This window comes from Methylobacterium sp. Leaf112 (assembly GCF_001423295.1).
Taxonomy (GTDB): Bacteria; Pseudomonadota; Alphaproteobacteria; order Rhizobiales; family Beijerinckiaceae; genus Methylobacterium.
In genome coordinates this window covers 171,679-184,126 of the sequence record NZ_LMNG01000023.1, presented here as the reverse complement: position 1 = coordinate 184,126, position 12,448 = coordinate 171,679, and the positions used below count along the sequence as shown (strand labels likewise).

The 12,448-nt window shown below is 69.0% G+C and carries 9 protein-coding genes; 6 read left to right on the top strand and 3 right to left on the bottom strand.

Annotated elements, in window-relative coordinates:
* Window positions 1-35: 35 nt before the first annotated feature.
* Window positions 36-1,193: a ceramide glucosyltransferase gene (locus tag ASF52_RS11185; RefSeq protein WP_056171786.1), complete on the bottom strand. Its 1,158-nt coding sequence runs from the start codon at window positions 1,191-1,193 to the stop codon at window positions 36-38.
* A 228-nt stretch (window positions 1,194-1,421) separates the two neighbouring features.
* Between ASF52_RS11185 and ASF52_RS11180 the strand changes: the two genes are divergently transcribed.
* Window positions 1,422-2,258, top strand: a complete 837-nt coding sequence (locus ASF52_RS11180; RefSeq protein ID WP_082515304.1) for a histone deacetylase family protein — start codon at window positions 1,422-1,424, stop codon at window positions 2,256-2,258.
* Between the two features lie 3 nt (window positions 2,259-2,261).
* On the opposite strand, the gene ASF52_RS11175 is transcribed toward ASF52_RS11180, so the two are convergent.
* Window positions 2,262-2,840 (bottom strand): TetR/AcrR family transcriptional regulator, encoded by a 579-nt coding sequence (locus ASF52_RS11175; RefSeq protein WP_056171782.1) that lies wholly within the window; start codon window positions 2,838-2,840, stop codon window positions 2,262-2,264.
* 94 nt (window positions 2,841-2,934) lie between these two features.
* On the opposite strand from ASF52_RS11175, the gene ASF52_RS11170 reads away from it, so the two are divergent.
* Genes ASF52_RS11170 through ASF52_RS11160 form a run of 3 tightly spaced genes read left to right on the top strand, consistent with a single transcriptional unit; the run spans window position 2,935 to window position 8,288 of the window.
* A complete protein-coding gene (locus ASF52_RS11170) occupies window positions 2,935-4,092 on the top strand; it encodes an efflux RND transporter periplasmic adaptor subunit (protein WP_056171780.1) in 1,158 nt (385 codons plus the stop codon).
* Window positions 4,089-5,171, top strand: a complete 1,083-nt coding sequence (locus ASF52_RS11165) for an efflux RND transporter periplasmic adaptor subunit (RefSeq protein WP_056357010.1) — start codon at window positions 4,089-4,091, stop codon at window positions 5,169-5,171. Before ASF52_RS11170 ends, ASF52_RS11165 begins: the two co-directional genes overlap by 4 nt.
* Before the next feature lie 24 nt (window positions 5,172-5,195).
* Window positions 5,196-8,288, top strand: a complete 3,093-nt coding sequence (locus tag ASF52_RS11160; RefSeq protein WP_056171775.1) for an efflux RND transporter permease subunit — start codon at window positions 5,196-5,198, stop codon at window positions 8,286-8,288.
* Window positions 8,289-8,302: 14 nt separating this feature from the next.
* Here ASF52_RS11160 and tsaA read toward each other — a convergent pair whose 3' ends face one another.
* Window positions 8,303-8,794 carry a tRNA (N6-threonylcarbamoyladenosine(37)-N6)-methyltransferase TrmO gene (tsaA, locus tag ASF52_RS11155; RefSeq protein ID WP_056171773.1) on the bottom strand — a complete coding sequence of 164 codons (492 nt, stop codon included), beginning with the start codon at window positions 8,792-8,794 and terminating at the stop codon, window positions 8,303-8,305.
* Window positions 8,795-8,919: 125 nt separating this feature from the next.
* On the opposite strand from tsaA, the gene ASF52_RS11150 reads away from it, so the two are divergent.
* Both ASF52_RS11150 and ASF52_RS11145 read left to right on the top strand, forming a co-directional pair.
* Window positions 8,920-10,413: an AMP nucleosidase gene (locus ASF52_RS11150; RefSeq protein WP_056171771.1), complete on the top strand. Its 1,494-nt coding sequence runs from the start codon at window positions 8,920-8,922 to the stop codon at window positions 10,411-10,413.
* Window positions 10,414-10,720: 307 nt separating this feature from the next.
* Complete coding sequence (locus ASF52_RS11145; protein WP_443136672.1) at window positions 10,721-12,409, top strand: methyl-accepting chemotaxis protein; 1,689 nt, start codon at window positions 10,721-10,723, stop codon at window positions 12,407-12,409.
* Window positions 12,410-12,448 lie beyond the last annotated feature (39 nt).

Genomic DNA, 12,448 nt, shown 5'->3' with positions numbered 1-12,448 from the left:
GGGCGGCTTACCAGGGCGCCGGCCGCACCGGAAGCTCAGGCCGCCGTCACCCGGGTGCTCAGGCGGGCCGGTGCCTTCGGTCGAATATCCATGGGGTTGCCGCGCCAGAGAACCGCGCCCCGCATCCAGGCGCCGATCCAGATCACCGGGAAGACGGCGTCGCGGACGAGGAAGGCGAGGAGAAGGCGCGGCCCACGATACCATCCAGCTCGAACCGCGAGGCCGTACTCCGCGCTGTACCAGAGGGCGGCCAGAGCGCACAGCCAACCCGCGAGGGTCGTCGATGGAACCGACAGGAGGGCGATGCCGAAGGGCAGGACCGGACCGGTGCCGATCTCGGGTGCGAAGAACGCCGGAAAGGTGACGCGGCGCAGGCGCGCCCAGCGCAACTGGCGCGCCCAGACTTCGGCGGGCTTTCGCCGCCCCAGGGGCTGCTCGAACGGGCTCGCCACGAGATGGACCCGGGCGCCGGCCGCCCGCACGAGCTTCGTCGCCGCCGCGTCCTCGGCGATCTCGGCCGCGAGGGCGCGGATGCCGCCGCGGGCTTCCAGGAACGGCTTGTGCCACAGCATGCTCTTGCCCTGGGCGAAGCCGAGGCCCACGGCCTCGCCGGCATATTGCCAGCGGGCCTGGAGGGTGTTGAGGAACGCGCATTCGATCTCGGCGCAGAAGCCGTCCGGCCGGGCCCCGATGGGCGTCGAGCAGACGAGGCCGGTGTCGTGACGCCATGCCGACTGGAGCCGCTGGAGATAATCCGGTGGCATCAGGACGTTGGAATCGGCCAACACCACCCAGTCGTGACGCGCCGCCTCCCAGCCGCGGACGCAATTGTTGAGCTTCGGATTGTCGCTGATCCGCTCGTCGCCGACGATGAGGCGCGACGGAATCTCCGGGTGAGCGGCCATCAGGCGGTGGAGCAGGGGCACGATGGGGTCGGCCCGGTCGGCCACGCAGAAGATGAGTTCGTAGTCAGGATGCTCGAGGCGAAAGCCCCGGGTGAGCATCTCCTCGCTGAAGGCCTCGAGGCCGCAGACCGGGCGCACCAGGGAGATCGGCGCTTTCGTGGGGAAGATCGAGGCGCCGCGCCGTCCCCCGAGACGCAGACCCGCCAGCCCGAGGCTGGCGAGGTTGATCAGCGTCAGGGCGAGACACAAGATCAGGGCAAGGTCCGTTCCGGTCCAGGCGTCCATCATGTCCGGGTCTCCCGCGCCGAGGCCGACATCGTGCCGCGCCCCGGTCGTCCGAACGGCCCTAACAGCCCCTCGGCTTCAGTCGTATGACAAGGTCTGCGGGATGGGCGGCGTGGGGGCGGGAATGCGGGGGATGGTCCACGGAGCGGAGGCCGCGGGGGCGTGACGGTCCCGCCCATCGTCTATCACCCGGACTATCAGGCGAGCCTGCCGGACGGGCACCGCTTCCCCATGGGCAAGTACCGCCGCCTGTCCGAGATCCTCCAGGCGCGGGGCCTCGCGCCGGGGGGATTCGTGCGTCCCGAGCCGGCGGATGTGGATCTCATCGCCGGGGTGCACGACCGGGCCTACGTCGAATCCGTCTTCGCCCACGACGTCCCGCGCGCCGTCGCGCGGGAGATCGGGCTGCCCGTGGAAGCGAGCGTGGTCGCGCGTTCGCGGGCCTCCGTCGCCGGGACCCTGCTGGCGGCGCGACTCGCCCTGGCGCATGGCCTCGCGGGAAGCGCCGCCGGGGGGAGTCACCATGCCCGCCGCAGCGGCGGGGCCGGGTTCTGCATCTTCAACGATGTCGCCATCGCGGCCCGTACCCTTCACCGGGAGGGCACCATCGCCCGCGCCGTGGTGATCGATTGCGACGTGCACCAGGGCGATGGCACCGCCGATTGCCTGTCGGGCACGCCGGACCTGTTCACGTTCTCGCTCCACGCCGAGAGGAACTACCCGGCCCGCAAGATCGCAGGCGACCGCGATGTCGGCCTGCCCGACGGGCTCGAGGACGCGGCGTACCTCGCCGCTCTAGAAGCCCATGTCGGCCCCCTCCTCGATGCGCTCGCTCCGGATCTCGTCTTCTACAACGCCGGCGTCGATCCCCACCGCGACGATCGTCTCGGTCGCCTCGCCCTCACGGATGCGGGGCTGTCCGCTCGGGACCGCTTGGTCGTCGCGGCGGCGCGATCCCGCAACATTCCCCTCGTGGCGGTGATCGGCGGCGGCTACGCAACCGATATCGATGCCCTCGCGGCCCGCCATGCCGGTGTGTTCGAGGCCATGGCGGCGCAGGCCGCCTGAGCGTCACGCCCGGTCCGGGTCGCCTTTGGGAAGATCCCGCGCGAATCGCTCCATGGCGTCGAACAAACGAGCCAGATCCGCACCCTCGATGGTGTGGAAGCCGAGCGTCCGCGTCAGGAGCAGGCCGAGCGTCGCGAAGGTCAGCACCGCACCCGCGCCGGGGCAGCGGGCGACGTCTTCCATCTGGGCGAGGCGGTCCTTCAGGAATGTGTTGAAGCCTGCGAAGGCCTCGGGATTCTCCGCCGATGCCAGCAGGAGGGCGCGGGGAAATCCCTCTTCGTCGGCGTAGACCTGCCGGACATGGGCGATGAGCGCCAGAGGGAGAGCGGCCGGACCGGGTCCCTGAGCCGCCTCGTGGGCCGCGATGCTGTCGCGGATCATCCCGAGCTTGCGCTCGGCCAGCGCCTGGATCAGCGCGTCTTTCGAGCCGTAATGATGCAGCACGCCGCCCTTGCTCAGGCCGGCCTCCGCCGCCACCGCATCGATGGTCAGGGTGCGTGTCCCCACGCGGCGGATCAGGCGCTCGGCCGCATCGAGGATGATCGCCGGGCGGTCTTCGCGCCGCGTGCGCGGTTTGGTCATCACGTTCCTATTTCTAAAAACCGTCTGGACGGTCGGTAAGATAGCCGATAAGGATCGCCACCGATAGGGTCGCGAGAGGGACGAGCGGGAAGCGATGACGGATTTTTCACCGATCCGATCCTGGCCGGCTCTCCTCGGCGCGGCCCTTTTCGTGACCGTGGCCGTCCTTGCCGCAGTTCCCGTCCCCGCGGCGGCCGACGAGAGCGTTCGTTCTGGCGCGGACAGGATTGCCGGCACCGACAGGAGCCAAGAGCTCGCTCTGGTTCGCACGGTGGTGGCCCAGCGCACCACCATCAGTTCGGACCTCATCTTCACCGGGGACATCGAGGCGCAGTCTCAGGTCAACGTCTCGTTCCGCACCGCCGGCAAGATCGCCAGCCGCCTCGTCGAGGTCGGCGATCACATCCGGGCCGATCAGGTTCTGGCGCGCCTCGATCCGCAGGAGCAGCGGGCCAACCTCGACAACGCGAAGGCGGCGCTGACGTCGGCCGAAGCCCTGCTGACGCAGGCCAAGGTCAGCTTCAAGCGCCAGGAAAGCCTGATGGCCGGCGGCTACACCACGCGGCCGAGCTACGACGACGCCGAGCAGCAGTTGCGCACCACGCAGGCGGCGGTGGAATCCGCCAAGGCGGCCCTCGGCACGGCCCAGGAGCAATTTTCCTACACGGATCTCAAGGCCGGGGTCGACGGAATCGTGCTCAGCCGAACCTTCGAGGTCGGCCAAGTGGTTCAGGCCGGCCAGACCGTGATGGTCATGGCGCAGGACGGCCCGCGCGACGCGGTGTTCAACATCTTCGAGGCGGTGCTGGCGGCACCACCCGAAAGCGAGACCGTCGCCGTCGCCCTCCAGGCCGACCCCAAGGTGACGGCGGTGGGCCGCGTGCGCGAAATTTCGCCGAGCGTGGATTCCGCTTCCGGCACCGTGAGGGTCAAGGTCGGGCTCCAAGCGACCCCGCCGGGCATGAGCCTTGGCGCCGTGGTGATCGGCACCGGCAAGTTCCACGCGCGCCAGGCCATCGTCCTGCCGTGGTCGGCCCTCTACCGCTGGCAGGATGGTCCTGCGGTGTGGGTACGTGATCCCAAGGACGGCACCGTGGCGCCGCGCAAGGTCACCCTGGAGCGCTACGCCCCCGATACCATCGCGTTGGCGGGCGGGATCGAGCCCGGCGAGGAAGTGGTCATCGCCGGTATCCAACTGCTCCGACCGGGCCAGGTCGTCGCCGTCGCCCAGATGCTGGGGGTTGCCCCGTGAACCATCACCCCGCTCCTGCCGTCGTGGCTTTCCTCGCGGTCCTCGTCTTGGGGGGCTGCAAGCCGGAGCAGGAGGCCGGTCCGGCCCCTGTTCGCCCAGTGCTGACCACCACGGCCAAATCGGTCGCAACGGAAGTTTTCGGCCCCTTCGCGGGGGTCGTGGCACCGCGCTACCAGTCGGAGATCGGCTTCCAGATCGCCGGACGCATGGTGGCCCGCGACGTGACCGTGGGCGATGTCGTGAAGAAAGGGCAGCGCCTCGCCGCCCTCGATCCCGTCGTGCCGCGCTTCGCCCTGACACGTGCGGAGGCGGACCTCGCCGATGCCGAGGCCCAGGCCGAGAATGCCGGCGCGACGGAGAACCGCCGCCGCAAGCTGCTCGCCGGCGGAAACGTCACCCAGGCCCAGCTCGACAGCGCGGTCGCCAGCCGCGACACCGCCCAGGCCCGTCTCGCCCAGGCCCAGTCCAGCCTCCAGAAGGCCCGCGACCAGATCGGCTACACCGAACTCCACGCCGATTTCGACGGCGTCGTCACCGTGCGGTCGGCCGAAGTCGGTCAGGTGCTCAGCGCCGGCCAGGCGGTGCTGACCCTCGCTCGCCCCGAGGAGCGCGAGGCGGTGGTCGACATCCCGGAGGACCTCGTCGGCGCCATGCCGAAGGACGCGGTCTTCACCGTCGCCCTCCAGAGCGCACCCGACGTGACGGCCACGGCCAAGGTCCGCGAGACCGCGCCGTTCGCCGACCGTGTCACCCGGACCCGGCGCATCCGCATGACACTGCTCGCTCCTTCGCCGGCCTTCCGCCTCGGCTCGACCCTCACGGTCTCCCTCTCGCGGAACGTCACGCCCCGCTTCGTCCTGCCGGCGACGGCACTGTTGAATACGGATGGCCAGGATTCGGTCTGGCTCGTGGACGCGAGCGGCAAGGCCGTGACCCGCCGTCCCGTCACCGTGACGGGACGGAACGGCAGCCGCGCCACCGTCACACAAGGCCTGGCCGCCGGCGACCGCGTGGTCGTCGCCGGCATCCATTCGCTGAGCGAAGGCCAGGCCGTGCGCCTGCCCGACGCCACGCCGTAACCGGTCGGAAGCGAGACTGACCCCGTGAAGAACTTCAACCTGTCGGAATGGGCCCTGGAGCACCGCTCCTTCGTCTGGTTCCTGATGCTGATCTCGGTGATCGCCGGCGTGCTGGCCTACGAGAAGCTCGGCCGCGAGGAGGACCCGCCCTTCGCCATCAAGACCATGATCGTGCAGGCGCGTTGGCCCGGCGCCACCATCGGCGACACCCTCGATCAGGTGACCGAGCGAATCGAGAAGGAACTGCAGCAGATCGACGCCGTCGATTTCAGCCGCTCCTACACCACGCCCGGCCAGGCCACGGTGTTCGTGCAATTGCGCGAGACTACGCCGCCGAAGACGATTCCAGCGATCTTTTATCAGGTCAGGAAGCGCATCGGCGACATCCAAGGCACGTTCCCGCAGGGAATGCAGGGCCCGTTCTTCAACGACGAGTTCGGTGACGTGTTCGGCAACGTCTACGCCTTCACGGCGGACGGCGTCAGCATGCGCCAGCTCCGCGACTACGTGGAACGGGTGCGCGCTGCGGTGAAGTCGGTGCCCAACGCCGGGAAGATGATCCTCCTCGGTGCCCAGGACGAGGTGATCTACCTCGACTTCTCCGTGCGAAAGCTCGCGGGCCTCGGCCTCGACATGAATTCCGTGATCAGAACCCTGCAATCCCAGAACGCCATCACGCCGTCCGGTGTGATCCAGGCCGGGCCCGAGCGGGTCTCCGTAAGGGTCGGCGGGCAATTCATCTCCGAGGACAGTCTCAGGGCCATCAATCTGCGGGTCAACGACCGTTTCTTCCGCCTGTCGGACGTCGCGGAGATCTCACGCGGCTTCACCGATCCACCGACCGCCCTGTTCCGCTTCAACGGCGAGCCGGCCATCGGTCTCGCCATCGCCATGCAGCCATCGGGTAATCTCCTCACCTTCGGCCACGACCTCAAGGCTCGCATGCGCAAGCTCGAAGGCGAGTTGCCCGTAGGCGTCGGCATCCATCTCGTGTCGGATCAGCCCAAGATCGTGGAGGAGGCTGTGGGCGGCTTCACCAAGGCCCTGGTGGAGGCGGTGGTCATCGTGCTCGCCGTCAGCTTCGTCAGCCTCGGCTGGCGCGCCGGCCTCGTGGTCTCCCTGTCGATCCCCTTGGTGCTCGCCATCGTGTTCGTGGTGATGCAGGTGATGGGGGTGACCCTCCAGCGCATCTCCCTCGGCGCCCTCATCATCGCCCTCGGATTGCTCGTGGACGACGCGATGATCACCGTCGAGATGATGGTGGCGCGCCTGGAAGTCGGCGACAACCTCAAGAAAGCCGCGACCTTCGCCTACACCTCCACGGCTTTTCCGATGCTCACCGGCACCCTCGTGACCGTGGCGGGCTTCCTGCCCATCGGTTTCAACGGGTCCTCTGCGGGCGAGTACACCTACAGCCTGTTCGTCGTCATAGCCGCGTCGCTCCTCGTCTCCTGGGTGGTGGCGGTGCTGTTCGCGCCCCTCATCGGCGTGAAGCTCCTGCCGGCGACCATGAAGCACAAGGACCACGACAGGCCCGGTCGCCTGATGCGGATGTTCACGGCGGCGCTGCTCGCTGCCATGCGCTGGCGCTGGACCACGGTGGCGGCCTGCATCGGCCTCCTGGCCGCCGCCATCGTCGGCATGGGCCACGTCCAGCAGCAGTTCTTCCCGGCTTCCGACCGGCCCGAACTCCTTGTCGACATGACGCTTCCGCAGAATGCCAGCATCGCCGAGACCAAGGCCCAGATGGACCGCTTCGAGGCGACCCTGAAGGGCGATCCCGAAATCGCGCGCTGGAGTTCCTATGTCGGTCAGGGCGCCGTACGCTTCTACCTGCCCCTCGACCAGCAGCTCGGCAATGCCTTCTTCGGCCAGATCGTCATCGAGACGAAATCCATCGAAGCGCGCGAGCGCATGAAGACGAAGCTCGAGGCGCTGGCCCGAGACCAGTTCGTGGGCACCGACTTCCTCATCCACTCCCTCGACCTCGGCCCGCCCGTGGGGCGTCCGGTGCAGTACCGCCTCAGCGGTCCCGATCTCCAGGCCCTGCGCGGGCATGCCCTCGCGCTCGCCAACATCGTCGGCGGCAATGCCCACCTCAACGTGCCGACCTTCGACTGGAACGAGCCCGGCAAGGTGCTGAAGGTCGACATCATCCAGGACAAGGCGCGCCAGCTCGGGGTGACGTCCGAGGATATCGCCGGGCTGCTCAACGGCATCGTCGGTGGCCGGGCCATCACCCAGGTGCGCGATTCGATCTACCTCGTCGACGTGGTCGGCCGTGCCCAGGCAGTGGAGCGCAACTCCCTCGACACCCTCCAGACCCTGCAGATTCCGCTGGCCAACGGCAGCGTGGTGCCGCTGCTCGCCTTCGCCACCATCGGCTACGAGCTGGAGCAACCCATCGTCTGGCGCCGGGACCGCTTGCCGACCATCACGGTCCGCGCCTCCATCGCGGACGGCACCCAGCCCCAGACCGTGGTGACCGAGCTCGACAACAGCATCACCGCCTTCGGAAAGTCGCTCCCCGACGGCTACACCCTCGCGGTGGGCGGCGCCGTGGAGGAGAGCGCCAAGGGCCAGGGGCCCATCGCGGCGGTGGCCCCCGTGATGCTGCTGACCATGGCGGTGTTCCTGATGATCCAGCTGCAGAGCTTCCAGAAGCTGTTTCTCGTCGCGAGCGTGGCGCCCCTCGGGATCATCGGCGTCGCGGCCGCCCTTCTCCTGTTCGACAAGCCCATGGGGTTCGTGGCGATCCTCGGAATCCTCGCCCTCATCGGCATCATCGTGCGCAACTCGGTGATCCTGGTGACCCAGATCGACGAGTACGAGCGCGACGGGCTGGCTCCCTGGGACGCCGTGGTCGACGCCACCTGCCACCGCATGCGTCCGATCCTGCTGACGGCGGCGGCGGCGAGCTTCGGTCTCGTCCCCATCGCCCGCGAGGTGTTCTGGGGGCCGATGGCCTACGCCATGATCGGCGGCATCCTCGCCGCCACCTTCCTGACCCTGTTCTTCCTGCCGGCCCTCTATGTCGGCTGGTACCGGATCAAGGCGCCGCCGAGAGGCACGCCACGGAAGACGCATGGCGCCGACGGGCAGGTCCACGCCGCCTGAATTCTTCGGCCAGATCAGTCCGCCCCGGCGCGCGCCACCGTCGCGTCGGGGCGCGAATCCGTCGAGGCGTAATACGGCTTAATGTCGAGGAGCGGCGTGCCGTCGCGACAATCGAGGCTGCGGACCCTGACATGGACGCCGTCGATCCCGAGGTTCTCCACCACCGACAGGGCGATGGGGTTGGGCCGGGCCGGCGAGCGAAGCGAGAACGTGCCCCGGCTCCCGTCGGCATGGCGCGGGCGCTGGCGGATGATGTCGCGGGCGGCCTCGTCCATCCAGTAAAGCACGATGAGATGGCTCGCGCCGGAGAGGTTCTGCAAGCCGGGGGTATAGGCCGGATCGAGCACCAGGGTGCAGACCGCATCGGTCTGGAGGCCGTTCTTCGGGCAGTCCCGACGTCCGGGCCACGGCGTGCGGATGCGGCCGATGAAGTACACGCCCGCGTCGAAGGCCTCGGGCAGCGGGATGGTGTCCTCTCCGGGACGGCGTTCGGCGGTCTGCGTCATAGGGAAAGGGCTCCGGCTGAACCGGCATGTCGGATGCTTTGGCACCCCACCGCAACCCTGCGGCCGGTCGCGCCACGCGCGGCGGCGGTGTACAGCCCCGTGTGGGGATTCAGCGAGGAGACACCGTGATCCGCGACGAATTGCGACCGATGGAATCCGTATCCGATCCCGAGACCGCCGTGGACCGGCTCGCCGCCCTACACGCCGGGGCCACGGATGCGCTGCAATCGGCGTTGGCCCGTTACCTCGACGGCGGTCCGGCCCCCGACGCGACGGAGCGGCTGCAATTCCGCTACCCCGAGTTGCGCGTCACCTATCAGCCGTCGGGGCCGATGCCGCAGGTCACCCGCGCGACGGCGAAGTTCCAGGCACCGGGCACCTACGCCACGACCGTGACCCAGCCGGGACATTTTCGCGGGTATCTCCTCGAACAGCTGACGCCGCTGGTCCGCGACTACGGCGCGAGCCTCGAAGTCGGCTTGAGCGCGCAGGAAATCCCGTATCCCTACGTCCTCGAGCCCGGCCTCGATCTCGGGCGAAGCGGAGTCACGCCCCGCGATCTCGCCACCTACTTTCCCGTCCCCCTTCTGTCCGTGGTGGGCGACGAGATCGCCGACGGCCTGTGGAAGGACGCGCCCGACGCGCCGCGCCCCCTGGCCCTGTTCGATGCGATCCGGACCGACTATTCCCTGCGCCGCCTCGTTCACTATACCGGCAGCGACTGGGGCGACGTGCAGCCCTGGATCCTGTTGACGAACTACCATCGCTACGTCGACGGTTTCATCCGCCACGGCCTCGAACGCCTCGCGCGCGGCGACGACGGCTTCGAGCGGATGATCCTGCCCGGCGGCATCTCTGTTTCGCAGGGGGAGGCGGCGTCCGTCGATCCGACGGCGCTCATCGCCGCATCGCCCTGGCACAAGTACCAGATGCCCGCATATCACCTCGTGGCGCGCGGGCCCGACGGCAGCCAACAGGGCACGACCCTGGTCAATATCGGCGTCGGTCCGTCCAACGCGAAGACCATCACCGATCACCTCGCGGTGCTGCGCCCGCATTGCTGGCTCATGGTCGGCCATTGCGGAGGTCTGCGCCAGTCGCAGACCATCGGCGACTACGTGCTCGCTCATGGCTATCTGCGCCGTGACCGGATCCTCGACGAGCTGGTCCCGCCCGATGTGCCGGTGCCGGCGCTCGCCGAAGTGCAACTCGCCCTCCAGGCCGCGGCCGCCAGCGTCACCGGGGAGGCCAGCGACGCTCTCAAGCGCCGCCTTCGCACCGGCACCGTGGTGACCTACGACGACCGGAACTGGGAACTGCGCTTCTCCCAGGAGCGGCGGCGGATCAACCTGTCGCGCGCCATCGGCGTCGACATGGAGAGCGGCACCGTCGCGGCCCAGGGCTACCGCCTGCGGGTCCCCTACGGCACCCTGCTGTGCGTGTCGGACAAGCCGCTCCACGGCGAGATCAAGCTGCCGGGCGCCGCCAACGCCTTCTACGAGCGTGCCGTCGCCGAGCACCTCCTCATCGGTCTCTCGGCCCTCGATATCCTGCGCGCCGACCGTCACGGCCTGCATTCGCGCAAGCTGCGGAGCTTCGACGAACCGCCGTTCCGCTAGAGCTGCGCTCGACCACGTTGGGCCGGGACACATCGCGAGGCCTGTGTTTTGGCGCGCTTTTTTCCGCCGAACCGGCATCCACTTCGGCGGAGAGCGCCCTCGTGCACCCACGCTCGTGCCGGACCGGCGCCGGCCCGAAGCGCTTGCCTGCGGGTGGTTCGCGCAGCGACGCGCCTGCGCTTCTCTAACAAACTTTAGGACGGTTCACCGTTTGGTGAGGCAGGGGTGCGATTGCCGAGGAACTCCCATTCTCCCACGGTGCCCGAGACTCGGTGCCGGGGAGGACCTCACCAAGGCAAGTGTCATGTTGGCGCGAATTCGTAACCTCAGAATCGCAACGAAGATCGGCGCGGCCCTCGCGCTGATCGTCCTCGTCGCCGTCGCCTCATCCGTCATGACGCTGCGCAACATGGCTGTCGTCTCGGAAACGGGCCGTTGGGCGGAGCACACCCACGCGGTCCTGGGCGAGATCAGCCGCCTCACCGGTGCGATGGTCGATCGGGAAACCGGCGTCCGCGGCTTCCTCATCTCGGGCGATGACGCGTTCCTGGCCCCCTTCACCGCCGGGACCCGGACGTTCGAGGCTTCCCTGGCCTCGGCCCGCACGCTCACCGCCGACAACGCGGCGCAACAGGAGCGCCTGGGTACGCTCGGCGACCTGGCGCGTCGGTGGCACGACGAGGTCGCCCAGCGCGAGATCCGACTGATGCGCGATCCTGCGACGCGGGAGGAGGCGCGCGGGCTCGAAGCCTCCGGGATCGGCAAGGCAGGCATGGATGCGTTCCGCGCCAAGGCCACGGAAATCGCCGGGGTGGAGTCGACGCTACTCAAGATTCGCGCCGAGGAGGCCGTTCGGGCGAGCGATGCCGCCTGGCTCACCAGCGTGCTCGGTTTGGCCGGCATGGTGCTCATCGCCGGGTTGGCCCTGGTGCTGCTCCAGATCGGCATCGGCCGCCCCATCGACGGCATGACGCGCACCATGAGCCGCCTTGCCGGCAACGATCTCACCGTCGCTGTTCCGGGGCTCGGGCAGCGCGACGAGATCGGCGCGATGGCGCAGGCCGTGTCCGTCTTCAAGGACACCATGATCCGGACGCGTCAGCTCGAAGCGGACGCCGAGCTGGCCCGCGCCGGCGTCGAAGCCCAGCGCAAGGCCGCCATGCGCGAACTCGCCGAGTCCTTCGAGGGTGCCGTCGGCGGCATCATCACCGCCGTGTCGTCGGCCTCCACGGAACTGCAGGCCACCGCACAGTCCATGACCGTGACGGCCTCGCAGACGAGCAGCCAATCGAATCAGGTGGCCGTCGCCGCCGATCTCGCCGCCACCAACGTCACGATGGTGGCCGCCGCCGCCGAGGAACTCGGAGCGTCCGTGCAGGAGATCGGTCGCCAGGCCGATTCGGCCGCAAGCCTCGCGAGCGGTGCGGTGGAGCAGGCGGCCGAGACTGCGGGTCTGGTCGCGGCCCTGAGCCGGGGCGCCGCCAAGATCGGCGATGTCGTCGGTCTGATCACCACCATCGCGGGCCAGACCAACCTGTTGGCGCTCAACGCCACCATCGAGGCGGCGCGCGCAGGCGAGGCCGGACGGGGCTTCGCCGTCGTCGCCACAGAAGTGAAGGAACTCGCCGGTCAGACGGCGCGGGCCACGGAGGAGATCACGCGCCAGATCGGCGAGATCCAGGCCGCCACCCATCAGGCCGTCTCGGCCATCGACGGCATCGCCGGTCGCGTCCGCGAGATGAGTTCCGTGGCGACTACCATCGCCGCCGCCGTCGAGGAGCAGGGCGCCGCGACCCAGGAGATCGTGCGCAACGTGGCCCAGGCCGCCGTCGGCACCAACGAGGTCACCGCCAATATCGGTGGCGTCGCGACGGCCGCTGCCGGCACGGGCGAGGCCGCCGGCCACGTGCTCACCGCCGCCTCGGACCTCTCGCGCCAGAGCGAGCATCTCGGCTCGGAAGTCGGACGTTTCCTCGCCACCGTGCGGGCGGCCTGAGCCGGCGTCTCCCCCGGGCCTGACGTTAGGAAAGTCCCG

Bases quoted from the DNA above. Each gene is read 5' to 3' on its own strand.
- ASF52_RS11175 (WP_056171782.1), bottom strand. From the start codon at position 2,840: ATGACCAAACCGCGCACGCGGCGCGAAGACCGCCCGGCGATCATCCTC.
- ASF52_RS11170 (WP_056171780.1), top strand. From the start codon at position 2,935: ATGACGGATTTTTCACCGATCCGATCCTGGCCGGCTCTCCTCGGCGCG.
- ASF52_RS11185 (WP_056171786.1), bottom strand. From the start codon at position 1,193: ATGATGGACGCCTGGACCGGAACGGACCTTGCCCTGATCTTGTGTCTC.
- tsaA (WP_056171773.1), bottom strand. From the start codon at position 8,794: ATGACGCAGACCGCCGAACGCCGTCCCGGAGAGGACACCATCCCGCTG.
- ASF52_RS11180 (WP_082515304.1), top strand. From the start codon at position 1,422: ATGGGCAAGTACCGCCGCCTGTCCGAGATCCTCCAGGCGCGGGGCCTC.